This is a genomic window from Photobacterium jeanii, from assembly GCF_001650345.1.
Lineage (GTDB): Bacteria > Pseudomonadota > Gammaproteobacteria > Enterobacterales > Vibrionaceae > Photobacterium > Photobacterium jeanii.
Genome location: NZ_LVHF01000033.1, coordinates 894598 through 918597 on the forward strand (window position 1 = coordinate 894598; position 24000 = coordinate 918597).

The following is a 24000-nucleotide window of genomic DNA, read 5'->3' on the forward strand; positions in this document are numbered from 1 at the left end:
CCCTTTGTTTTATTGCATAACTAGACGTAATTTAAGCTTTTAACTTAAGATTCCGGAGTTGGCTCAGGCTCAGGTTCTGGCTCAGGATTTGGTTCCGGCTCTGGCTCAGGGTTTACTGGCGGTTTACGTAGTTGTAGCTGCCAGTATTGCTGCTCATCTTCATCGGTTGTACCTTCGTGACTCAGAATAATGGTATCACCGATATGATAGTTTTTCTGGTGGTTGCCGCGTGGGAAGCCAAACATAATATGGTTGGTATTCCAGTTGCCATTTTCCCCTTTTAGCGCAATACCATGCTCAAAAATACCAAAGACTTCAGCTGGAACATCAGGGTTACTGATTGTTTGTGCTGTACCGTCAATTGCAGGGTAGTCTCGTTCATACTTGCTATATAAATCGCCCGTAGTTTCTTTAATCGGAGCGCTGTGAATAACTTGTTGCTCGATAGAACCATCTACTTCAATATCCACTATTTCAGCGACTTCGAAATGGCGAATATAAGCACCTTGTTCAATACTGCGCTTACCAGCAGTGTAGGCGATGTGACCGTCCTCTTTAATAGTTGCAACACCATAATTTTCAGCACTATTTAGAATGTCGCCAGTGTTAGGTGCGAATTTATGTAGCTGAGGTTCCTCTGCAATTGAATCCCATAGGAAGTACCCGACAGCATTTTTGTACATTTCATCAGTGACTAAACATCCAGCTCCAGAGTTTTGAAGTGTATCTCTAACAGCGATACTCACACTTTCTCTTGAGCTACAAGTGAAAGTTGTATCGCCTGGGTACATAAACTCTTGTTCAGAAATTTCTAGAGTTTCTAGGTTTATGATCTTAAGTACAGGAGGACTGAAGTAGTTGTCATAGCTTGGCATTTCGAGAATACCAATCTGATCATGACTGTTTGGCAGTTGAACATAATCCCCTTTGATCTTGCTAAGTTCATTCCATTGAGCTGTTTTAAAGTTATAGGTGGAAATAGTTGAAGAGCCAATACTTAGTAGATCGCCGTTCTTAGCAAATACATAGCCTTTTTTGAGCCATTTAGTTTCTCTTTCTCCTTGACGTGGAATCGGGAGAAGTTCGCCAGTAACTGGGTTGTAGCGGTATGCTTTATCCTCATCCATGACACCTGATGAATCATGGTTTGAAGTGACCAAGAAAATGTAGTCGCTGCTACTGTTGATCATTCGGCTACGTCTTAATTTGAAGTCTTCGGTAGGTAAACCAACTACTTTAGCTTCACTCTCACCTTCAGAGGTCACTTTCGTAACGTAAAGAGGTCCTTTAGTACCTAGTCCATCAACTTGCCAGAAACGGTAGACTGCATCACCACTTACAGTTGCTTGGATTAACTCTAGGCTTCCGTTAGTTAAGCTTTCTTTTACTGCTTTAATCGAATCATTTAGAGGTAATCTGTGCCATTGGTATACATTGGCATTATCTTTAACCTCTACTGGAATAGTTACCGAATCAGGGTAATCACTGGCTGATTTGATTGCACCAAGTTCAACTAATACTTGTTGGAACTCTACAGAAGCTTTATAAATTTTAAGCTCAGTTTCACCTGCACGTGCACCAATCATAACTGGACCATCCTCAGCTTTTAAATCAAGCTGGCCAATTTGAATGTTTGAGGCATCGCGGTTTGTATTGAAGTCACTAAAAGAGTGGAACTTTTCTTCTACTTCGTAAACCTCAGTTACACCATTTGAACGTGTGAAGCTGAACTTGAACGCATCGTAGTTTACGCCTTCATCTAGAATCATTACCCCTTCTTCGTTAAATCTAGGGTAAGAGTCAACAATTTTCGGTGCGATAACTTTGACGGTTTCTTCTAAAGTATGCTCTTTATAAGTTGCCGTAATTAAAGACTCACCTTCGAGAACACCTAAAGCCATACCGTTTTCATCGATTGTTAAGTGTTCAGGGTTGCTACTGTTCCAAACAATATCTTCATTAATAACGCTGACAGAGCCGTCACTATATTCACCGTTTAATGTAAGCTGGATACTTTCTTCACGGGAGATTTGATTATGAGGTAGGTTTAAACTTAACCCTTGTAGTTCAGCAACAACATCAAAATCTTGGCTAACCGTAAAGTCGCCGTATGTTGCTGTGAGCGTAGCAGTACCAACGGTTCTACCATTGAACATTCCATTTCCAATAGGTTGGATGATATCTACATCGCTTGAAGTCCATTCGACATCTCGGGTTAAATCAAGGATATAACCGTTTTCATGTTTGCCTTCTACTCGAATTTGGAAAGGCTTGCCAAAGAATTGTTTACGCTGATCAAAACTCAATTCTAACCCTGTTAGCACTGCTTCTTGAGCGTTGATCACAACAGTCGATGTTTCACTCATGTATGAAGCGGTTAGCGTTATCTCACCTGAAGTGGCGATATAAGCGTATCCATCTTTAAACTTAAGGGCATCACGTGGTGAGTATGTGATTTCAGATAGTGCACTAATATCTGAAGTGGTGCCATTTGACCAACTAGCTGAAATTTTAGGTGTTAGTTTATCCCCAACTGTTGCCGTTTCATTTACACCAGACAGAGTAATGCTGGTAAGGGTAGTATCACCCATATCAACTGCAATTGTTTCTGTAACGATTACGTCTTGGTATTGGGCTTTGACACTAATGAAACCAGCTTTTTTGATAACCCAATGTGTCCCCTTGCTTTCTAATGCGTCGGCAGGACTAACGGTATAAGTTGTTTTGCTAGTAACATTCTTTGATGTCATGTTAGTGAACAGGGCAAATGCTTTTGGCGTTACCTTATCACCTACGCTGGCTTTATTTGGGATACCAGTGATAGAAAGCCCATATGCTACTGGTTCGTTAAAATCTGGTGCAGTGACTTCATCCAGTTTAACTTTCCAACTTGTAATGTCTTTAAAGCGATGTTTTTCTTGCTCAATAAACCAAGTGTCAGAGAATAATGCATCCCATGCTTGTTTGTACTGGGCTGTGTGTTTTTGGTACCAACTGTCCCATTTTGCTTCATTTCTAAGAGCGCGAAGCCACTGCGTGGTATTTTTATAACCATCTAAAGATGCAGAGTAGTCAATAATAGACTTAAGACCTGTACCGTATCGAATAATGAGAGGTTCTGTGTAGTTACGGTCAAAGGCTAAATATAGATCCCACTCAGCTCTTGAGACAAAGTCATTGTTATCAGTATCAGCCAAGATGTATTCAACAGTTGAGAAGTTACTGATAAGTGCCGAATTTTCTTGTTTTTTGAACGCTTCTTCTAAGCTTTTTCCATCGTATTGATAGAGGATAATGTCGTCACGAAGTGCACGGTAGGTGATAGGTTGAGTTTTAATTTTCTCATAAACGCTAGTTTCAATGGCGGCTTTAATATTGTACTTACCATCGGCGTTGGTTTTACCTGATGCGAGAAGTTGATCACCTGCGTAGATAGAAACGGTTGCATCTACAATAGGGCCATCGTAGACATCACCAATAAAGCTGAGTGTCTTTTTCTCTTTTGGATCTGGAGTAGGGTTCGGATTTGAGTCATCACTGCCACCGCCACATGCAGTTAGCATAACAATGAGTGGTACACTCATCCAACAAGGCTTGTACATTTATTCTCCTTAATAAATACGAGTACAAAAAGCACACGTAACATGCAAAACACGTTGTGTGTGAAAAATAAACAAAGGAAAAGCAGATAGATAGCGATGGTATTACCAGAGGAAATATCTGCTGAGTGCGAAAAGTAATAACTCAAGCCAGATATTTCAACTGCATGAAAATAGGGGCAAATGACCACTTATTTAGCTGGTGATAGAAGTGAAAGTTACATTGTTTCTATAGTGGATATAAAAATTAAAATGTTACTTTTGGGTTAAAGTGTAATTAAATCAGAGGTTTGCTGGTTTGGTTTTATAATGGTGATTTTGCGGTAATTATTATTATGCAATTAATAATAACTTACTGAGTTACTTTTGTTCTGAGAAATAAATCCAGAATAATGTTTAGTTTGATATAAATACTAATTATCACTTAGTTTTACTTTTTACGCGCTTATTCGAAACTATCTTAAATCTAAGTGGTTTATTGCTTTTACAGTGGGAGATATATCACTGTCACTAATAGACTTAGGCGTTACAAGCTTTGCTTAATTGCCAATCATCTCTTTCCGTATTTTCCAAGCCACTTCAAAGTTTAAGCTCACTTTTCTTTATTGTAAGACTGAGCAAAAGCAATCAGCTTATAAACACAGCGTTCTATTTATTATGACCTAAGTAGATAGCAGCTTTTTTATTGACTGTATTCGTATATTTGAGGAAACAAGGAGACGGTATAGGAATATTACTTAGTTATCAATTTATAACTTCTTTAATGAAATTTTTTTGACTGCGCTCTACCGCTGATCAGACCACGTGAATGACTCCAACAGTGAAATGTAAAATTCCACATTTATGTTCAGCTAAGTGACGAATTTTGAATATAAATAGGGTAGGTAATCGGAAAATTACGGTTTCAATGTGGGAAATGGCTGCAAAAGCAGAGATTGAAATCATTTCTTACAAATTGATCATTGTTAACAATGAATTAACATTATTTCTGTGGGGTGCTTGTAAACAATGGTTTAGGGTGTTACAAAATGTAAAGTGCTGAAGTATATTGTGTGCGTGATCATTAGTTAACATTTAGCGTGGTTGAAAAATGTGCATTTCATGAGAAAATGCGTCTGTCAACTAAGAGACAAGCTTAAGGGACGCTTTCTATTCTATTTGCACTAATGAGGTGTGTATGAAATTTGCTCTTATTTTCCTTATCTCGATGATTGCTGGCGTGATGTCTGGTGAACATTATCACTCTTTTGTCGCTGGTTTTGCGGTAGCTGCATTGGCTGTAGGTAGCGGCTATTGGCTGGCGTTTCGTAGCTCAGCCCGTTATCCGCAACTTGCATTATTAATGCTTCTTCTTGGTTTAGTTGCAAAGATGGCAGTGACAGTGGTTGGTGTTATTTGGAGCATGAACGCAAATCTGATTAACTCTCCAATTGTGTTCTCGTTATCTTACTTATTCTTCTCTATTGTTGTGACTTATGGTTATTTCAAATTGCGCGAATACCAAATGAATCGCCGCGTACAAACAGAGAAGAAAGCATTGCAAGCGCAAACAGCTTAAACGCTTTAAACTAATTTATTGAATATAAAAACGGGCTGTCATGAGACAGCCCGTTTTTGTTTGTTTCAAAACCACAAACTATTTATGGTTTGAGAAGTTCTCGCCTTTAGCCATTCGATCGTAAAGGATCACGTTTACTGCTGCGGCTAGGTTCATACAGCCTTGGGTTGGCACGTAGATAGTCTCACGGCAGAACTCAGTGATTTCTTTCTTCAAGCTGCCATCTTCTGGGCCAAAAATGTAGAAAGCACGAGGTGGGTGTTTGTAATCAGGTAGCGGCTTAGCATCGTCTGTAAGTTCAACAGCTACAGGTACACAACCATGCGGTAATACAGCTTTTAAATCTTCAACGCCGATTAGTGGAATATCGCGGTGAACATTTTTAGTGTCAGTACAAAACTGTTTAGCAAGGTCGTATCGAGTGCCTGTGTAGTAAACAGAATTCACGCCATAGCAGCCAGCGGCACGCATCACTGATCCAACATTTTCAGGGGTTTTCGGGTTAAAAAGCCCGACACAAGAGTAACCTTTGCTCATAACACTCATCTTAATTTTTGAAATGATGCGCGATTATACGGACTTTTTTGCTAAAGATCAGTTATTCCTAATATGCTACCGATCTCTAGACTAGGCTTTATTTTCTCCTGTTGCTTTTTCTTTATTAATTAGTCAATTAGATTTTGGTTAGTTGTTGAATAAGCTGATGTGTTCTATCGTTTAAGATATCGACGATACATAAGGTCTTTCCATTTTTTGCGCTCTTTTGGAAATTTCTTGTGTGATTCTGCATGATATTTGAGAGGTTTTTATGCAAAGGGGAGTTGTGCTAAAGAAGGCTGCATGGACTGTCGGCTTAACCTTGATGGGAGCACCCTTGGTACAAGCCGAGGTTGTAGAATCTACCCGTCTGATTGGCTTTGGTGAGGCAAAATACGCTGAAGACTTTAAGCATTTTGAGTACGTGAACTCACAAGCCCCAAAAGGCGGCAATGTTACATACTCAGAAGTCGGAACGTACGATAGTTTTAATCGTTATGGCTCCCGTGGTGTTTCTGTTGCAGGCGCCGATAACATTTACGACTCTCTTTTTGTTGCAAGTGAAGATGAGATAGACAGCTATTACCCACTGATTGCTGAAAAAGTGCGTTATGAAGATGACTATTCATGGATGGAAGTCGATCTAAATCCTAAGGCCATTTTCCATGACGGGCGATCTATCACAGCGGAAGATGTTGCCTTTACTTTTGAGAAGTTCAAGACGCAGGGTGTCCCTCAATTTAAGATTTATTATAAAGATGTCAAATCGGTTAAAGCGGTTTCAAAGCAAACTGTACGAATTGAAATGGAGAAACCTAACCGAGAAGTTTTACTTGCGCTAGTGCAAGGGCTGAAAGTGCTCCCTAAGCACTACTGGCAAGATAAAGATCTTAGTGAACCATTAAATAAGCCACCTATTGGAAGTAGCGCATATCAGATCAGCGATTATCAGTCAGGACAGAGTATCACTTATACACGCGTAAAAGACTATTGGGCTGAGCAATTGCCAGTGAATGTTGGGCGTAATAATTTCGATACCATCCGCTATGACTACTACCGTGATGCGACCGTGACTCTTGAAGCATTTAAAGCTGGTGAATACGATTTTAGGCAGGAAAATGTCGCTAAGTTTTGGGCGACTTTATATCAGGGTAAAAACTTTGATAGCGGTTTTATCAAGAAAGAAGAAATTACGCACGAGATCCCTCAGGCGATGCAAGCGTTCGTTTTTAATACGGAACGTCCTTTTTTTAGTGATGCACGCGTACGTGAAGCCCTAAACTACGCCATGGATTTTGAGTGGATGAATAAGACGCTGTTTTATAATCAGTACACGCGTTCACGAAGTTATTTTCAAAATACCGAATATGAAGCCAAAGGCTTACCATCTGATGCTGAAAAGCAGTTACTAGCACCTATCAAAGACCAAATTCCTCCACGAGTTTTTACCCTAGAGTATCAACCTCCTGTGTCTGATGGTTCGGGGCGTATTCGATCTAATCTGCGCAAAGCTATTTCATTATTGAAAGAGGCTGGCTGGGAGCTTAAAGACAAGGTCATGACAAACGTGAAGTCAGGAGAACCGCTGGCGTTTGAGCTCATGATTTACAGCCCAACCTCAGAGCGTATTGCGATTCCAGTTCAAAAGAACCTTAAATTGATTGGTGTGGAAATGAAGATCCGCACTATCGACACTACCCAATATATTAAGCGCTTACGTGACCGTGATTTTGACATGGTGTCGCATGGTTACGGAGCGAATAAATACCCAAGTACCAACTTGTTGATCGGCTGGAATAGCAATTATATCGAGAGTTCATACAACACCGCAGGGGTGAAAGATCCAGCTGTGGATTACCTCACCGAGAAGATTGCAGAAAATCAAGAAAACCCACAAGCCTTATTAGATTACGGGCGGGCACTAGATCGAGTCTTACAGTGGAATTTCTATGTGATCCCCCAGTGGCATTTGAGTAAGTTTCGGATTGCAACATGGGACAAATTTGAACGTCCTGCAATTCGACCTAAATACGGTTTAGGGCTAGATACTTGGTGGGTTGATGTGAATAAAGCAAGCAAGCTACCTAAGAAGCGTCAGTAGCAGCTGAATTAATAGAAAGTATTGCCCACGGCTTTTCATTTCTGTGGACAATGCAGTGAACAAGGATATTGAATGGCAGCATATATTCTTCGTCGCTTGTTACTGGTGATCCCCACATTATGGGCGATCATCACTATCAATTTCTTCGTGATCCAAATTGCGCCAGGTGGACCAGTAGAGCAAGCAGTGGCTCAGCTTGAAGGTCACTCATCTGGCATTATGGAGCGCTTTTCTGGCGGTGGTCAGGAGGTACAACTTGATGGTGCAGGGGAAGGAGAGCAAGCCAGTGGTTACCGAGGTTCGCGTGGTTTAGACCCTGAAGTTGTTGAAGCGATAAAGAAGCAGTTTGGTTTTGATAAGCCGATGCTAGAGCGCTACATCGACATGCTGAAAAACTACGCCACGTTTAATTTTGGTGAAAGCCTATTTAAAGGTGGTAACGTAATTGATCTAATCATTGAACGTTTGCCCGTTTCCATTTCTTTAGGTCTATGGAGCACCATCATCATCTATTTGGTGTCTATTCCATTGGGTATCGCTAAAGCCATTCATCATGGTTCACGGTTTGATGTGTGGAGTAGCGCCGTTGTGATTGTCGGCTACGCTGTTCCTGGTTTCTTATTTGCGATTTTGCTAATTATATTCTTCGCCAGTGGTAACTATTTCAGTTGGTTTCCATTGCGTGGTTTAGTGTCTGCTGATTGGGATCAAATGACCTGGTATCAGCAAATTGGTGATTACTTCTGGCATTTAGCATTACCCACTTTAGCTATGGTGATAGGTGGTTTTGCCACCTTGAGCATGCTCACCAAAAATTCCTTCCTTGATGAAATTAACAAGCAATATGTTGTTACCGCGAGAGCCAAGGGGTTAGACGAAAACAACATCCTATATCGTCATGTTTTTCGTAATGCGATGCTGATTATTATTGCCGGCTTTCCAAGTGCTTTTATCAGTATTTTCTTCACCGGCTCTATGTTGATAGAGGTGATGTTCTCGCTAGAAGGTATTGGGCTCCTAGGGTTTGAGTCCACTATACAGCGCGATTACCCAGTGGTGTTTAGTTCTTTGTATATCATGACGTTACTTGGCTTGCTGTTAAATATTCTCTCGGATATTACCTATACCTTGGTGGACCCGCGTATTGATTTTGAGGCGCGCTAATGGCTATGACTCCGTTAACTCAGCAGCGCTGGCTTCGTTTTAAAGCGCATAAGCGTGGTTACTATTCTCTGTGGGTTTTCTCATTGTTATTTGTGCTCAGTTTATTTGCTGAGCTTATTGCTAATGATAAGCCACTGTTGATCAGCTTTGATTCACGATGGTATTTCCCTGTGGTTGAACAGTATGCCGAAACAGAATTTGGTGGGGACTTTGCTACTGAAGCCGATTATACCGATCCCTTTGTCGCTGAGTTAATTGAAGAAAAAGGCTACATGATATGGCCTCTTATCCGGTTTAGTTATGACACTATAAATTACAACTTGGCAGGGCCAGCGCCTTCAGCACCGGACGGTGTGAATTGGCTTGGTACGGATGATAAAGGGCGCGATGTGCTGGCGCGAATTATCTATGGTTTTCGTATTTCAGTGTTGTTTGGTTTTGCGCTCACGATTATCTCCACCATTGTTGGCGTAGTCGTTGGGGCTGCACAAGGCTATTACGGCGGCTGGTTTGATTTGATGGGGCAGCGCTTCATTGAAGTTTGGTCAGGTATGCCAACCTTATTTTTGCTGATCATTTTATCGAGTTTCGTTGAACCCAATTTCTGGTGGTTATTGGGCATTATGGTGCTCTTTAGCTGGATGGGGCTGGTGGGCGTGGTTCGGGCGGAATTTTTGCGTTGTCGTAATTTTGATTATGTTCGAGCGGCACATGCTTTGGGCGTCAGTGATGGGCGGATCATGCTGCGTCATATGTTGCCTAATGCCATGGTGGCATCTTTAACCATGATGCCCTTTATTTTGAGTGGCTCAGTAACCACGCTTACTTCACTCGACTTTTTGGGCTTTGGTTTACCTGCAGGTTCACCGTCTTTGGGGGAACTGCTAGCTCAAGGGAAAACCAACCTCCAAGCGCCTTGGCTTGGGCTCTCTGCTTTTGCTGTACTTTCAATCATGCTGAGCTTACTGGTTTTTATTGGTGAAGCTGTGCGCGATGCTTTCGACCCACATCATCAAGGATAAATCATGACAGACACTGTAGCCTCTAACGATAATTCACCTATAAGTGCTAATAGCGCTAATGGGCGTATGGTAACGAAAGATGCTTTGTTGTCGATTGAAAATCTTTCAGTTGGCTTTTCGCGGGGCAATGGTGAAACATCACAAGTCACCCACGATGTGAGTTTGAGTATCAAGCGGGGTGAAACCTTAGCGTTAGTCGGTGAGAGTGGCTCTGGTAAGTCTGTTACGGCTAACGCGATTTTGCGTTTATTACCCAAAAGAACAGCGCAGTATCTTGGCGGGCATATCCATTACGATGGCACTGATATGTTGCGTTGTAGCGAACGTGAAATGCGAGGTTTTCGTGGCAACCGCATAGGGATGATTTTTCAAGAGCCGATGATGTCGCTGAACCCGTTACATCGAATCGGTAAACAGTTGTGTGAAACGCTAGCTATTCACCGTGGGATGCGAGCAAAGCAAGCTGAGCAACACGCATTGGGTTGGCTAAAAAAGGTTGGGATTCGCGATGCAGAAAAAAGGCTAAATGCATACCCTCATGAGCTTTCAGGCGGCGAGCGTCAGCGCGTGATGATAGCGATGGCCTTGGTCAATGAACCGGAACTTTTAATTGCCGATGAACCAACGACTGCATTGGATGTGTCAGTTCAAGCGCAGATCTTAAAGCTACTTAAACAGCTGCAACAAGAAATGGGCATGGCGATGCTTTTTATTACTCATGATTTGAGTATCGTGCGCCAAATTGCTGATCGTGTGGCTGTGATGCAATTAGGGAAGTTGATAGAAATAGATGACAAGCACACTATATTTACTAACGCCTCTCACCCTTATACCCAAAAGCTGATTGACTCTGATCCGAAAGGTCAACCTGTTGGCGTTAACATGAAATCGGATGCGATGTTTGATGTGCAAGATTTGCGGGTGTGGTTTCCCATAAAAGGGGGATTACTCAAGCGCACGATTGATCATGTTAAAGCTGTTACTGATATTGGTTTTACTCTTCGTAAAGGACACAGTGTTGGGTTGGTAGGGGAAAGTGGCAGTGGTAAATCGACCACAGGAATGGCATTGCTCAAATTGGTTGAGAGCCAAGGTTTAATTGCTTTTGACGGGCAAGACATCTCTGCGTTTAATCGTAAACAAATGCTACCGTTCCGGCATCGGCTTCAAGTGGTATTTCAAGATCCCTTCTCTGCGTTAAATCCGCGGATGTCAGTGGCACAAATTATTGGTGAAGGGTTAAAAGTGCATGAGCAGTTAACGCCTGAGCAGGAAGATACAGTGATTTGCCAAGCGATGCGTGATGTGGAGTTAGATCCTGAGACTCGGCATCGGTTTCCAAATGAATTTTCTGGAGGGCAGCGCCAGCGTATTGCGATTGCGCGTGCTCTCGTCTTAAAGCCTGAGTTTATTCTATTGGATGAGCCAACGTCATCGCTCGATCGTACAGTACAAGCACAGGTTCTAGATTTGCTGAAAGAGCTTCAATTGAAGTACGGCTTGAGTTATCTCTTCATTAGCCATGATCTGAATGTGGTCAAATCCTTGTGTCATTACACCTTGGTGTTGCGCCATGGTGAGGTGGTAGAGCAGGGCGAGACGGCACAGCTATTTAGTCAGCCGCAGCATGAATATACTCAGCAGTTAGTTCAATTGTCATCGGCAACAGAAATTGCATAAATATACTTAACTTCCTTTTCGTTGATGTGATATATCTAATTTAATTGAATCAAATGATTATCAATAAAACACAGGGAGAGAACGATTAATGGATAAAATCAACACGGTTGCTATTGTTGGTGGCACTCATGGCAATGAGTACTCAGGGATCTACTTATTACGCCATTGGGACAAGCAACCTGAGATCGTTTCGCGCAGTTCGTTTTCAACACAAACTGTTTTTGCTAATGCCAAAGCTCACGATGAAAATAAACGTTATTTAGATGCTGATTTGAATCGTCAGTTCGGAATGGATGATTTGAATAATTATGAACTTCGTGGTTATGAACAATGCTTGGCAAAGTCATTAAATCAACAGTTGGGTCCGAAGGGTAACGCGAAAACGGATTTCATCATCGACTTACACAACACCACCAGTAACATGGGGCCATCTTTGATTCTACTTCAAGCTGATGAGTTTAATCGTAAGATGGGCGCTTATGTGAAAGATAAAATGTCCGATGCCGTGGTGGTGTTTGAAGATCACGCTACTGTAGAAGAACATTACTTCGTGAGCTCAATTAGCAAGCAAGGGGTGATTGTTGAGATTGGTCCACAGCCGCAGTCGGTGATCCGCCAAGATATTCTTGATTGGATGGCTGAGATGACTAAGCACATTCTTGATTACATTGAGCTCCATAATACTCAGGCGCTACCTGATTTATCGAGTAGCTACGAAGCCTTTAAATACACAGAGACTCTGTCTTTACCTTTGGATGAAAAAGGTGAGCGAGCAGGAATGGTGCACAAAGCGGTTCAAGATGCGGATTTTTCGCCTTTAAAAGACGGTGACCCAATTTTTACGCTGTTTAATGGTGAAGAAGTGTACTGGCAAGGTGATTATATTGCGTATCCGCACTTCATTAATGAGGCCGCGTATTACGATAATAACTTGGCGATGTCACTGGCTGAGAAAATTATCGTCGAAACGGTCTAGTTTGATACAGCTTGTTACTTATGCGAGGGGAGATGAATAGTGTGATCCTCGCATCTTGACAGTGGTTTTGTATATAATCGCCTGCAACAAGATAATTTAAGTATGTAAGCACTATGAACCGTAAAAAGAAAGTTAACGAGATTCTGAAAAAGAGACTGAAGAAAAAGAATGCTAAATTGCACAAAAGCAATAAGCCTCGTTACATATCGAAAGCTGAACGTGCCAAGATGGAACTCGAAAGTGCACAAACGACAGAGCCACAACAAGAGAGTTCAGAAACAAGCGCTGACTCTGAGTAATTCAGGCTTTAATTTTTATACCTGTGACAGTATGTTAGTAACAGTTTCGGTATGATTTATTGAAAATAAAGACCCATCAAGCCCTAATCAGAAGAGAAGGTGTTTGGCTGGGTTTTTATCTATTTTTTAGTGAGGAAAAACATGATTTCAAAGTGGGCAATACGATTTAATCAGATGGCTGAACTGGTTGCCTCTTGGAGTAAAGATCCTTCGACCCAAGTTGGCGCTGTGATCACCAAACAAAACCGCATTGTTTCTGTAGGCTTCAATGGTTACCCACACGGTATTTCGGATAGTGCGGAAACTGATGATCGCGATATGAAATACTTGAAAACATTGCACGCAGAAGAGAATGCCATTTTGTTCGCTAAGCGTGATTTAGATGATTGCGAAATTTGGGTGACGCATTTCCCATGCCCTAACTGCGCTGCAAAAATCATTCAAACAGGCATTAAAGCGGTGCATTGCCCTGAGCAAACAGAAGACTTTTTGTCTCGCTGGGGTGAAAAAGTGAAAGTAAGCCAAGAGATGTTTATGCAAGCAGGCGTGAAAGTAGATTGGTTGCCACTTGATGAGCTTGAGCTAAGCGCTGCAGAAAGCTAATACATAAGAAAGTATGTATATGATTAGAAAACAGAGCCAATTGGCTCTGTTTTGTTATGTGCAAGATGTAAAACGTATTAAACGAAGCGATGTTCTTTACCCATTTGGAAGGTGCTTTGCACTTCTAACGCTTTGTTAAGTAAAGTGATGTTGGCTTTATAGCCCGCAGCAATACGCCCGTACTCGTTTTCAATCCCCAAAGATTTAGCCGGATTTAAACTTGCTAAGCGAAGCGCTTCTTCTTTGCTGACACCTACGTGCTCAATTAGGTTACGTACGCCTTCAATCATAGTGATGGCTGCGCCTGCGATGGTGCCATCAGCATAGTGACATTTTCCATCGGTAACATAGGCCGTTGTACCAGCCATGTCGTACTCTTTCATGTCAGTGCCTGCTGGGTTTACCGCATCTGTCACCATGAATAGCTTGTCGCCAAGTTGCTGGTGAGCAATGCGTACTGAAGCGTAAGAGGAGTGGATACCATCAACAATAATTCCTGCGTATGGCTTTTGATCAAAGATATAACCAACCGTACCAGGTTCGCGTGAACCGAGTGGTGTCATTGCGTTGTATAAATGCGTTGCCATGGTGATACCGTGTTTAGCGGCGCATTCGTCATAGGTAGAATTGGTATGACCCAGTGAAACCGTAATGCCAGCTTGTGTCAGAATATCGATCACTTTCTGCGAAGCGTTCTCTGGTGCCAGTGTTAACACGCTGATGTGTTTCGCATTGTCAGCAAGGTAGTGGGCAGTTTGCTCGTCAAGTTTACGAATACAATCTTCTTGGTGAGCGCCTTTTTTTTCTTTGCTAATGAAGGGACCTTCAAGGTGTAAGCCTAAAATGCCTTCGGCTTGTGGATCTTCAATACTTGCAACCAAATCAATGACTTCTTTCATTGGTTCTTCGCGGCTTGTGATGAAAGTCGGTAAATATTGGGTTGTGCCATGACGTAAGTTGGTTGCGTTCATGGTATCTAGGGTTGCTTTACGGCGATCAGTATTTAGCAGCACACCACCACAGCCATTGATTTGAACATCAATAAAGCCAGCCGTCGCAAGGGCGCCTTTTCCATCAATGGTATCTGCCGGTAATTCCGCGGCTTCCATTGCAACAACGCGTTCAATGGTATCGCCGTTTAAGATAATCGCTTGCTTGGTATGGATTTGGTGCCCATCAAAGACATCAACATTGGTGATTGCACGTAAAGTCATGGCATGATTCCTTTTCACCAACCAAACCGCAGCTACATTGATTGGTTCTATTAAATTATAGAAGGTGGCAGTATTTGTCAGATCTATATAACGCCACTTAATTCTTGGTTAAAAATAAGATACGCCTGATAACGTTAGAGGTCAATGCTTGAGCGTGATTTTGCTTTTAATCATACGTATAGGTAACTTGATTTTGGTTATGGAGTTATTATCTAAAACAGGGGAGGAATTAATTTTAATCATGATTTTGGTAAATAGGCACCGTCTGGCAATAAGTATTTAGAGTGATTTTTACTCATTTAATGTAGGTTATTCATAGAGGTCTTTTCAATTTTTGAAGCTCAAGAGCAAGTTTCTAGTTCTGTTCTTGGATCCTCTCATCCTCGGGCTGATAACGCTTTTGAACATCCTCAGAGTAAGGTGTGTTATTAGCTAATTCGGAGTAAGGATCCATCGGTGATTTCCCTTTCAAAGCACTGTGTGCACGATATCAGTTATAACAATATCGGAATTCAACTAGATGCTTATTGGTGATTGTCAGTTCGATCTCTGCTGTTGGGTAATATGCACATTTGTCAGTCTTCTGAGACCGTTCAATCTTGCCATTGAGGTGTGAGTGAGGCTGGTTTATTCGGGGGGAATTTTATTCCATATTCTTTGAGCATCTATTGAACAAACACATCAAAGAACGCTCGACCTCCTCTGTCGGGTTGAATTCTCTGAATTGGAAGAGGCATTTCGTCGATCACACATTCAATAAAATCTAGCGGTTAGCTGCTGTACAACGTGAATAGCACTGCAAAACACGGTCGCGAGTACAATCATCGATTGTCGTGTATTGACAAACTCTAGGAGTGATTTTAGAAGTATCCATTTGTACTCTATCGCCAAGAATTGGCCGTTCATAGTGCTGAAAGTCTTGCTTCCTAGGGTATGTGACAATTGGGGGGAGCATTGGAGGTTAGCACTTTATGGATGGTTGCGGTGCTGAAATGAAGATTTTGAGAGCGTGCCAATTCATTTGGAGCTTTCTGCTCCAAGGTTTCTATTTTTCCTCATATCCAAAATCAACTTTTCAATATCAGGAGTAACTTTAATGTTAGGATAAGAATGAGGTTTTCGGATAATGCTTTTTTAAGTACGATAAACCATCGTTTTCATATCGGGTTATCCACTTGCGAAGTGTTTGTCTTGAGATACCACAACGGTGGCAAACCAAGGCTGCATCACCGCATTCTTGATAGAGTTTTACCCAATGTAATCTTTGTTGAATTTCTCTGTCCATAGACATCCAGTATAGTGACAGGATATCTATGAATTACATACTTAATAACTTGTTAATTATATAGCTCAATAGTATCTTCAATTTCAGATAATCGGCTAAAACTTTTATTGTTACAGGTTATTTTTTGTTTTTTATTTTCTATATCAATCTCTATGCTGATCTCTCGAGTATCTTCTCCTAGTTCAGCACTATTGTATTCTGTGAAAGTTAAGTTTTTCACGTTATTCTCTGATTTTAAAAATAAAGTATGCTCATCAACTAACGACCTGTGGTAACTACCTTTTTCAAATGTTGAGTGTTCAAACTCACTTAGTGAAATTTTATCGTCGAAATTAAATTTTTTAAGTGTTAGTGCACTGTCTTCTAAGCATAGTAAAACTTCAACATCGGCAGGTATGCTGGACTGACAGTAAAAAACCTCAGTTTCACATTTAGCTGATGTAGCAAATGATAGAGACATTAAAGCGCTAGTGATTAAAGTAAGAGTGATTTTACGATGCATGTTTTTTATAAGCCTCTGCAAGTTTCGTATCGTACTTATTTTTCTTATATTCAGAGCCATTATAGCCCTTGGCAAACTGCGCCCAGTTTTTCTCGACCATGTGATTTTTTAATCCGCAGCTAACTATAAAAGATAAGAAAGCATCGAGTTGTTTTTTCTCTGACTTATACATACTCGAAACAAAACTTTCTACGGTATCAAATCCCGCTAATTTATGGTTAAAACCCATAATTTGGAATGCGCCCCATGATGCTGACTTTAATGCGTGTTGAGGGGATAAACTAATCGCATCCTCTAATCGCGGATATTCTTTTTCGCCACCTTTATAGAGTGTTCTGTTCCAGGTTCTACTGGATATATGAGGGTGGCTGACATCAAATTGCCGCTTCGTTAATTTAGAAAAGATGTGTGCTTCAAAAAGTATTTTTGGCTTTCCACTTAGTAAAAAGGCACTCCCGCGTGATTCAACATCAATAACGGCTTTTATAACAGCAGCCTCACAACCGATCTTCTCAGCCATTTGGTCGATATCATGCTCTGTTATTTTTTCTGAACTCGAAGCAACAGGCAGGCGATACGTAAGGGCATTTACTGCTGTTAGTTTCTCATTAAACTTTCGATGACTTCGGCCATTAACATCAATTTTTCCGTCGGGGCGAATCATACCCACAATCTGTTTTTGAAAACACTTTATAGCGGCAACAGTCTTAGAGCGTTCAGGTTTAGAGCCTAATTTTCCATCAACGGCTAATTTTTGCGTTGGAGAAATGAAGTGTATTAGTTTATTTAAGGCTTTTTGAACAGATTTTATGTCGTTTGCTTTATTGTCGCCGTGAAGACCAACAGAAGAAGTAATATGAAGATTTGCCATAAGTGAACCTATATTTATGACTCAGTAATAGTAAGCTGATGTCTTGTATTTGCTTTTTTATCAAATCTTTTGGCTTTGATTGAAATAACAATAGGTTAGGTTTCGATTGATGTCACATTATGACATTGAGTGAGAGTTTATAGCAGCAAGATCTACAAAGGGCATGAGCTTATGACGCTACGTGTGTATCATGATGGTGTGATAGCTGTTCCTGAGCGTGGCACGTATTCTAATTATCAACAATGGCTAGCTTGGTACAAAGGAAAGGGTGTGAATTTGGCGAGTAACAGGCGATTACTTTGTTTAAAATTGATAGCCCTTTAACTAACAGGGCTATTTTATCATTCATAAATTAGATTAGCCGCGACTTATCGCTCGCCAACTGGGATCATAATGTGAACATAAGGTGTGTCTTTCCACATAACATACGGGCCGCCGTTATTTGGGTCGACAGGTAGCGAATCCAGTAAGCTTTGATCGGGCGTTATTATCATCAGGTGTGGTCCTTCTTTGACCCACTGATTATCTTTGGTTTCACCTGTAGCATAAGGATCGATATTACTTGCGCCTTGGTCACCTGCAAGCATATAAGAGATGCCGATTGTTTTTGCTTGGAACGGTTTTTTGTTCATCCAAGCATCAGCCCATTCCATCCAAGCTTCGTCCATACACATTGGCGCTTTACCTTCCATCTGTGGTGGAGTAGGGAAGCAGGTATAACGGCTATCACCTTTTTGTAAGACATTCTTATCCCAATCGAGCACGGTGACTTTGTCTTTTAGTGTCGGTGGTGCTGCGCTTAATGCATCTTCTAGCATCTCTTTAGGGCTGGTATCAGCCGCATAAACATTACAACAGAGCCCTGCCAACAGCGTACTGGTTGTTAAGATAGTAAGTTTGTTATTCATAATTTATTTTCGGATTTTTATCCGCCTTGATTAGAACGCACTTAATTATAGGTGACGTTGTCACTCTGGGTTAATTAAGTAAGGCTTAAGCAAAAATCTCGTCTTATACAAACTTAGTCTTCATGGTTAGTAGCAAAAAAATACTTATTCATTAATGCGTTAGTATGGGCAGGCAAAGTTATGCGGGATGTGCCTATTTATTGATTTTAAGCAAACTGACCAATGTACCTTGGCGAATAAATCCATTAAGGTGTCGCTGAATTCTGTTGGAGGTGGTATGAAACCGCAAACCGTCCTAATGAGCGTTGGTCTTGTTATTGCGCTAGGTTCATTAGAAAAAAGTATTGTTACAACGCCTTTGCCGATCATCGGTGAAGAGTTAGGTGCGGGTCAGGCACTGACTTGGGTGATCACAGCTTACCTGTTGGCAGCGACAGCTGTGTTGCCGGTATATGGCAAGCTCAGTGATCTCTTTGGGCGAGTCAAAATGCTCAATATCAGTATTGTGTTGTTTTTGCTTGGCTCTGTGGCTTGTGGCTTAGCACAAGATCTTACTGGCTTGATTGCTGGACGAGTGCTTCAAGGTATTGGTGGTGGTGGTTTATTAGCACTGGCCTTTACCGTGGTTGCTGACTGCATTCCTGCCCGTGAAGTAGGTAAGTATCAGGGCTATATTTCGATCGTATACGCAATTTCAAGTATTGCGGGACCTTTATTGGGCGGCTTTTTTGCTGAGCACTTAGATTGGCGCTGGGTATTTTGGATCAACCTGCCATTAGGTGCACTGGCGATTTGGCTGGTAAATACCAATTTAAAAGGGTTAAGCAAGGGGCGAACCACCAACTTTGACTGGCTAGGTGCTCTATTGTTGATGGTGACATCAACATTGTTGCTTTTGATCATCTCACCAGAGTCGGCATTACCGAACAGCATTATGGTGCCAGTGCTTATTGGGGTGATGCTGTTGTTGTGGTGGGTTGAGCGTAAACATCATGATCCTATGTTGCCATCACGTTTGCTGCACTTAAATGGCTATATGACCAGTGTCGGATTAATGATGTTCTCTCAGCTTTTGATGTTTGCTGTCTTGGTTTATCTACCGTTACAGCTGCAATGGCAAAAAGGCATGACAGCATCGGATAGTGGTGTGCTTATGATGATTTTCATGTTTAGCATCACAGCTGGTGCTTTTAAAGGCGGGCGAATGATTGCTCGCACTGGCAAGTATAAACCTTTTGTTTTAGTCGGTTTCGCTTTAGCTGCCGCCTCTTTTTGGTTGCTGCACTACGATCTGTGGGTTTCATTGGCACTAGGTGTTGCAGGACTGGGTTTGGGATTCACTATTCCCTCATTAAGCGTGGTGGTGCAAAACGTATTACCGCCTGCTGATCGCGGTATTGGAATGTCGATGTATAGTTTCGGTCGTGAATTAGGAGGGGCGGTTGGGGTTGCACTGTGTTCTGCTTTATTTCAGTCGCAATTAACAAGCGGTGGTGAAGTCGCTGCAAGTGGTCATCACGCAGTATCACTTGATCAGTTTGGTGCGGCTGAATTAGCGGCTGGCTTTAATCTGATTTACGGTGCGATGGCTGCTATAGCAATGCTATCGCTGATATTGACTGTCATATTGCTACGTCATCAGTCTTTAGAAGGAAGCGTTTAACACTTTCTTTATTTCCATCCTGTTACCTATTCACGCCAGCGACGTCTTAAGAATCAAACAGATTGTCGCTGGCGTGTTGCTTTTCTATCGGGCAGAATAGCCACCTTTCAAAATTGTTGTACTTCGCCAAAGGAGGTTGAGCTTTCCGTTGGCGAGAATGAGGTTTGTCATGTCTTGGTCCGACTGGCCATTTATTCTATCGAGCGTCTTTGCTCAGCTTGTTATTGGTGCGTTTATTTCGCTTGGCTGTGTCATCTTAAGTGGCAAGTTATGCTTCGGACAAAGTGATAGGGTGCATAGAACCATGCCTGCACTTTGGCTGATGATGTTTGTGTCGTTAGTGCTGCGCGAAGGTAACTTAATGCTAATGCAGCAACACTCGCCATTTACTCTAACCAATGAAGTGCTATTGGCGATTGTTTTCTTTGGTTTAGCTATTGCATATTGGTTTGTAGAGAAAGCGCTGATTGGCCCAGATCTCATGCGTAAGGTGTTACTCGTGAATGTGATGCTGGTGGGTGTGGTGTATTTGGTCAATGGCTTTGTTGTTCGAGGCTCACATTGGTTGGTTATTTCTCACTTTTTAGCGACGACCTTAGTTGGTGGCCTATTGTTTGGTCATGCAGCGCTTGTTAGAGCCAAGCACAAGGTGGAACAAGTTGATAAGCTCTTACCAATTTTAGGCTCTCTTCTGGCGTTAGGCTGCTTTGTGTTAGGTGCGGCGCAGCTAACGGACTTGGAAGCGCAAGGGCAAGCGAATGAGCTGAATACAGCGCTGATGGCACAAATTGCGAGTCTTGGTGGGTTAATTGCTGCGGTTGGGGTATGGCTAATGCCTTTAATTACTCGCACTAAACCTGTACAAGGTGTGATGACGCTAGCTATCTTTTTGATTGTTGTGTCTTCGTTCTTAGCGGGGATCGGTATTTAAACTACTCTCAGCTTGAGGCACTTGAGTGAATACTCATGTTTTTATACTAAGGCGATACGAAAGCATCGCCTTTTTTAATGCTATTTGATGATAGAAATCAGCTGCTTAAATTGTTCACCTTGAGCTACTTTTTGTAGTTCAAACAGTGCCATTTCTGTACTGGTTAGTTTGATGCCAGCTAAAGACATTTTGTTTAAGGCTAGCTGTTTGTTGGCTTTGGTGCGTGAAGACACCGCATCTGTCACGACTTCTACGTGGTGGCCTGCTCGGTGTAAATCCATTGCCGTCTGGTAAACACAAATATGTGCTTCAATCCCCACAACTAAGATGCTGGTACATTGGGTGGCTTCAAGCGCATCAAGAAACTCGCGATTACCGCAGGCACTGAAGGTATTTTTAGCGATAGGTGCTTGGCTTGTGAGTAATGCTTGTAATTGAGGAATGGTTGCACCGAGTTTATCGGGTATTTGTTCGACCCAAAGGATAGGGAGCTGAAGAATTTGTGCTCCTTTGACCATAGTTTCTAGCTGCTCAAAAAGTGCTTGGTGCTGGTCCATTATCTGTGCAAGCTTCCCTTGCACATCAATGATCACTAGCGCGGTATTATCTGCATCCAGCATAAAAAATCCTTTTATCAAATGATTACGCTTGAACTAATTTTAGCACTTCACAGTAAGTACTAATATGTGCGCTGTTGTATTTAGCTTAAGAGGAAATAGAAGTAAAATATTGCGCTTCATACTTGTGTCATATACACATGGCTATTTTGAATATCACCACGTGACTTAATTTTAGAATCTATTAGGTTGGAAAAAACGGTAAGTCGCCAAGGTAAAAGATGAATTTCCAAATATTCATCATGGGGAAAGAGCAAGTCTGTGTTATATTTTGTCTTACATCACGTTTTTCTCGTAAGTAATTTCATTGCCTTACAACGTGATTTGCTCTTCATTTTTTGCTCTACGGGAGGATGCTGACTGATTATGATTCAACATAAAGCAGCCAAAATTACCATTGCTCATATCAATGACACACACTCTCATTTTGAGCCTTCCGCAATTCAACTTCATTTGCCGATGCCTACTGAGTTGGGTGAGACTTTACCGGTTTATGCCAGCTGTGGTGGATTTTCTCGTGTTTCATCGGCGGTAAAAGACGTAAAAAAACAAGCCTATGTTAATGGGCGTGATTTTATGTTTGTTCATGCAGGTGATTGTTTTCAGGGAACGCTGTATTTCTCACTCTATAAAGGTGTCGCGAACGCTAAATTACTGAATGCCATTGGTGTTGAAGCAATGGCGTTGGGCAATCATGAGTTAGACATGGGTAACCAGCCTGTTGCTGATTTTCTTGATGATACCCATTTCCCATTATTGGCAGCGAACTGGGATCTATCGCAAGAAGATCAATCGAAAGTGAATCCGCTTCGTTCTAAAAACAATGTTTACGCGTATCAAGCCGCGACAATCGACAAGCCTGCTTTTGGTCGTTACATGCTAAAGGATGTGGATGGAGAGAAAATCGCATTCTTTGGTTTGGCAATTGAGAATATGGAAGGGATTGCCAACCCAGATCCCGATACAAGTTTTGTCAATGTTGTGACCGCAGCTAAACAAACTATCGAAGAAATTCATCGTAACGGTATTAATAAAATCGTTATTTTAAGCCACTTGGGTTATGAGCGCGATTTGCAGCTAGCTCAAGAGGTTGAAGGTATAGGCGCGATCATTGGTGGTCATACTCATACTATGCAAGGTGACTTTAGTAATTTAGGTTACGGTGTCACTGATAAATATGCGCATATGGTTCACGGTACGTGCGTTGTGCAAGCTGGCTGTAACGCAATGTCGTTAGGGCAGTTAGAACTTGATTTTAACCCTGATGGCACCGTTGCTAGTGCGGGCGGTAAGCATGAAATTTTGCTTGGACGACAATTTACCCTTGATGCCACACGTACAGAGCATCTTGAGCAAGCACTTCACGATCAGGTGAAAGCATATCTGCAGTCTCAGCCGAATGTTCGGTTTTGTGTCAAAGATCCTGAAGTCGAAAACTTGCTAAATAGTGAGTATCGTCCTGCGGTTCGTCAGTTACAGACTCAGCATATTACAACGGTCGCAGAACCGCTTCGTCATACTCGAATCCCTGATGCTAAAGGGCCAAGCCAAATTGCGCCTTTAGTAGTGGATAGTTTCCGTTGGCAAGGTCTGCAGATGGGCTATGACGTTGATTTCGCCATTCATAATGCAGGTGGTGTACGTTCATCGCTTAATCCAGGACCATTAACGGCAGCTGATATCGCTGGGCGTTTGCTACCTTTTGCGATTGGGCTAATGGTGTATAAGGTGAAAGGCAAATATATCCGTGCGGCGCTTGAAGGTGCGATTGATAACGCCATTGATAATGGGGTAGAAGGCACAGGTAGCGGCAGTTTCCCTTACATTTCGAACCTGCGGTTTACTTATCGCTGTTGCTCCGCGAAAGGTGAGCGTGTTGAAGAGTTAGAGACTTATAAAGCAGGCTGTTGGCAGCTGATTGAGGATGAAGCGATTTATACTTCTGTATCATCGGGTTATACCGCAACAGGTAAAGAAGGTTACGATGCGCTCTTAAATTATGAGATGGAGCCGATTGCTTTGAATGTCACAATGGCTGAGGCTTTTGAAGGTTATGCTGCCTCACTGGCAGAATTGAGTGCGCCTCAGGAAGTGCGCGTTAATTATATTCCTTGCCAGTGCCCTGATGCGGCTTAAGCAATATTAGCAATCTCCCTTTTATTAGAGAGCAAGATTAAAACACCAGCTTAGGCTGGTGTTTTGTTATGTAGCAATGAGATCACGCAGATCGCTTGTAGCAATCACGGCTGTACATAATAGCGACAAAAAACGCTCAAGAATCATCCGTAGCGAACGATAAGTTAATAAGCGGATCATTTAAGGGCTGAATAATGAAATGTGAATGGATGGATGTGTTGACTGTTATTGGTTGGGTCAGTGCGTGGGCAATTTTGATCTATTTCATGCCAAATGTTGCGCTATAAAAATAGAATGATTCGCTAGATACAAAAATGGCCACGCACTGTGACCA

The 24000-nt window shown here is 41.9% G+C and carries 18 protein-coding genes and 1 pseudogene; 11 read left to right on the plus strand and 8 right to left on the minus strand.

What is annotated here, in order from left to right:
* Positions 1–44: 44 nt before the first annotated feature.
* Positions 45–3602, minus strand: coding sequence for an Ig-like domain-containing protein (locus tag A3K86_RS21400; protein ID WP_068336394.1), 3558 nt, complete (start codon positions 3600–3602; stop codon positions 45–47).
* 1174 nt (positions 3603–4776) lie between these two features.
* Here A3K86_RS21400 and A3K86_RS21405 point away from each other — a divergent pair.
* On the plus strand, positions 4777–5157 hold the full coding sequence (locus A3K86_RS21405) for an NADH:ubiquinone oxidoreductase (RefSeq protein ID WP_068336396.1): 381 nt from the start codon (positions 4777–4779) through the stop codon (positions 5155–5157).
* A gap of 78 nt (positions 5158–5235) precedes the next feature.
* Here A3K86_RS21405 and A3K86_RS21410 read toward each other — a convergent pair whose 3' ends face one another.
* The gene (locus A3K86_RS21410; RefSeq protein ID WP_415860044.1) at positions 5236–5703 is read right to left on the minus strand and encodes an RNA methyltransferase; all 468 of its coding nucleotides are present in this window, start codon (positions 5701–5703) and stop codon (positions 5236–5238) included.
* Between the two features lie 262 nt (positions 5704–5965).
* Here A3K86_RS21410 and A3K86_RS21415 point away from each other — a divergent pair, with 262 nt between their 5' ends.
* The 7 genes from A3K86_RS21415 (at position 5966) to A3K86_RS21445 (ending at position 13539) form a co-directional block, all read left to right on the plus strand.
* Positions 5966–7795: an extracellular solute-binding protein gene (locus tag A3K86_RS21415; protein ID WP_068336402.1), complete on the plus strand. Its 1830-nt coding sequence runs from the start codon at positions 5966–5968 to the stop codon at positions 7793–7795.
* 72 nt (positions 7796–7867) lie between these two features.
* Positions 7868–8959 carry a microcin C ABC transporter permease YejB gene (locus tag A3K86_RS21420; protein ID WP_068336405.1) on the plus strand — a complete coding sequence of 364 codons (1092 nt, stop codon included), beginning with the start codon at positions 7868–7870 and terminating at the stop codon, positions 8957–8959.
* The gene (locus tag A3K86_RS21425; protein WP_068336408.1) at positions 8959–9981 is read left to right on the plus strand and encodes an ABC transporter permease; all 1023 of its coding nucleotides are present in this window, start codon (positions 8959–8961) and stop codon (positions 9979–9981) included. The genes A3K86_RS21420 and A3K86_RS21425 overlap by 1 nt, the downstream gene beginning before the upstream one ends.
* 3 nt (positions 9982–9984) lie before the next feature.
* Positions 9985–11661 (plus strand): ABC transporter ATP-binding protein, encoded by a 1677-nt coding sequence (locus A3K86_RS21430; RefSeq protein WP_084406719.1) that lies wholly within the window; start codon positions 9985–9987, stop codon positions 11659–11661.
* An 88-nt stretch (positions 11662–11749) separates the two neighbouring features.
* On the plus strand, positions 11750–12637 hold the full coding sequence (locus tag A3K86_RS21435) for an aspartoacylase (protein ID WP_068336411.1): 888 nt from the start codon (positions 11750–11752) through the stop codon (positions 12635–12637).
* A gap of 113 nt (positions 12638–12750) precedes the next feature.
* Positions 12751–12936, plus strand: coding sequence for a DUF2986 domain-containing protein (locus tag A3K86_RS21440; protein ID WP_068336415.1), 186 nt, complete (start codon positions 12751–12753; stop codon positions 12934–12936).
* A gap of 141 nt (positions 12937–13077) precedes the next feature.
* A complete protein-coding gene (locus A3K86_RS21445; protein ID WP_068336418.1) occupies positions 13078–13539 on the plus strand; it encodes a dCMP deaminase family protein in 462 nt (153 codons plus the stop codon).
* Positions 13540–13616: 77 nt separating this feature from the next.
* On the opposite strand, the gene nagA is transcribed toward A3K86_RS21445, so the two are convergent.
* The 5 genes and pseudogenes from nagA to A3K86_RS21470 all read right to left on the minus strand — a co-directional run bounded on the left by nagA (position 13617) and on the right by A3K86_RS21470 (position 18319).
* Complete coding sequence (gene nagA / locus A3K86_RS21450) at positions 13617–14753, minus strand: N-acetylglucosamine-6-phosphate deacetylase (RefSeq protein ID WP_068336420.1); 1137 nt, start codon at positions 14751–14753, stop codon at positions 13617–13619.
* Between the two features lie 355 nt (positions 14754–15108).
* Positions 15109–16038 (minus strand): annotated as a pseudogene (locus A3K86_RS21455) (helix-turn-helix domain-containing protein).
* Between the two features lie 52 nt (positions 16039–16090).
* Complete coding sequence (locus A3K86_RS21460) at positions 16091–16540, minus strand: hypothetical protein (protein ID WP_068336426.1); 450 nt, start codon at positions 16538–16540, stop codon at positions 16091–16093.
* The gene (locus A3K86_RS21465) at positions 16530–17411 is read right to left on the minus strand and encodes an N-acetylmuramidase domain-containing protein (RefSeq protein WP_068336430.1); all 882 of its coding nucleotides are present in this window, start codon (positions 17409–17411) and stop codon (positions 16530–16532) included. Before A3K86_RS21465 ends, A3K86_RS21460 begins: the two co-directional genes overlap by 11 nt.
* 368 nt (positions 17412–17779) lie before the next feature.
* Positions 17780–18319, minus strand: coding sequence for a hypothetical protein (locus A3K86_RS21470; protein ID WP_068336433.1), 540 nt, complete (start codon positions 18317–18319; stop codon positions 17780–17782).
* Positions 18320–18596: 277 nt separating this feature from the next.
* Between A3K86_RS21470 and A3K86_RS21475 the strand changes: the two genes are divergently transcribed.
* Positions 18597–19982 carry an MDR family MFS transporter gene (locus A3K86_RS21475; protein WP_068337173.1) on the plus strand — a complete coding sequence of 462 codons (1386 nt, stop codon included), beginning with the start codon at positions 18597–18599 and terminating at the stop codon, positions 19980–19982.
* A 169-nt stretch (positions 19983–20151) separates the two neighbouring features.
* Positions 20152–20913: a DmsC/YnfH family molybdoenzyme membrane anchor subunit gene (locus A3K86_RS21480; RefSeq protein ID WP_068336435.1), complete on the plus strand. Its 762-nt coding sequence runs from the start codon at positions 20152–20154 to the stop codon at positions 20911–20913.
* Positions 20914–20993: 80 nt separating this feature from the next.
* Here A3K86_RS21480 and A3K86_RS21485 read toward each other — a convergent pair whose 3' ends face one another.
* Positions 20994–21533 carry a hydrolase gene (locus tag A3K86_RS21485; RefSeq protein WP_068336439.1) on the minus strand — a complete coding sequence of 180 codons (540 nt, stop codon included), beginning with the start codon at positions 21531–21533 and terminating at the stop codon, positions 20994–20996.
* A gap of 363 nt (positions 21534–21896) precedes the next feature.
* On the opposite strand from A3K86_RS21485, the gene A3K86_RS21490 reads away from it, so the two are divergent.
* Positions 21897–23666: a bifunctional metallophosphatase/5'-nucleotidase gene (locus A3K86_RS21490; protein ID WP_068336443.1), complete on the plus strand. Its 1770-nt coding sequence runs from the start codon at positions 21897–21899 to the stop codon at positions 23664–23666.
* Positions 23667–24000 lie beyond the last annotated feature (334 nt).

Coding starts and splice junctions, on each gene's coding strand:
- A3K86_RS21415 (WP_068336402.1), top strand. CDS start 5,966: ATGCAAAGGGGAGTTGTGCTAAAGAAGGCTGCATGGACTGTCGGCTTA.
- A3K86_RS21425 (WP_068336408.1), top strand. CDS start 8,959: ATGGCTATGACTCCGTTAACTCAGCAGCGCTGGCTTCGTTTTAAAGCG.
- nagA (WP_068336420.1), bottom strand. CDS start 14,753: ATGACTTTACGTGCAATCACCAATGTTGATGTCTTTGATGGGCACCAA.
- A3K86_RS21490 (WP_068336443.1), top strand. CDS start 21,897: ATGATTCAACATAAAGCAGCCAAAATTACCATTGCTCATATCAATGAC.
- A3K86_RS21485 (WP_068336439.1), bottom strand. CDS start 21,533: ATGCTGGATGCAGATAATACCGCGCTAGTGATCATTGATGTGCAAGGG.
- A3K86_RS21470 (WP_068336433.1), bottom strand. CDS start 18,319: ATGAATAACAAACTTACTATCTTAACAACCAGTACGCTGTTGGCAGGG.
- A3K86_RS21445 (WP_068336418.1), top strand. CDS start 13,078: ATGATTTCAAAGTGGGCAATACGATTTAATCAGATGGCTGAACTGGTT.
- A3K86_RS21475 (WP_068337173.1), top strand. CDS start 18,597: ATGAAACCGCAAACCGTCCTAATGAGCGTTGGTCTTGTTATTGCGCTA.
- A3K86_RS21405 (WP_068336396.1), top strand. CDS start 4,777: ATGAAATTTGCTCTTATTTTCCTTATCTCGATGATTGCTGGCGTGATG.
- A3K86_RS21420 (WP_068336405.1), top strand. CDS start 7,868: ATGGCAGCATATATTCTTCGTCGCTTGTTACTGGTGATCCCCACATTA.
- A3K86_RS21410 (WP_415860044.1), bottom strand. CDS start 5,703: ATGAGTGTTATGAGCAAAGGTTACTCTTGTGTCGGGCTTTTTAACCCG.
- A3K86_RS21480 (WP_068336435.1), top strand. CDS start 20,152: ATGTCTTGGTCCGACTGGCCATTTATTCTATCGAGCGTCTTTGCTCAG.
- A3K86_RS21430 (WP_084406719.1), top strand. CDS start 9,985: ATGACAGACACTGTAGCCTCTAACGATAATTCACCTATAAGTGCTAAT.
- A3K86_RS21435 (WP_068336411.1), top strand. CDS start 11,750: ATGGATAAAATCAACACGGTTGCTATTGTTGGTGGCACTCATGGCAAT.
- A3K86_RS21460 (WP_068336426.1), bottom strand. CDS start 16,540: ATGCATCGTAAAATCACTCTTACTTTAATCACTAGCGCTTTAATGTCT.
- A3K86_RS21400 (WP_068336394.1), bottom strand. CDS start 3,602: ATGTACAAGCCTTGTTGGATGAGTGTACCACTCATTGTTATGCTAACT.
- A3K86_RS21465 (WP_068336430.1), bottom strand. CDS start 17,411: ATGGCAAATCTTCATATTACTTCTTCTGTTGGTCTTCACGGCGACAAT.
- A3K86_RS21440 (WP_068336415.1), top strand. CDS start 12,751: ATGAACCGTAAAAAGAAAGTTAACGAGATTCTGAAAAAGAGACTGAAG.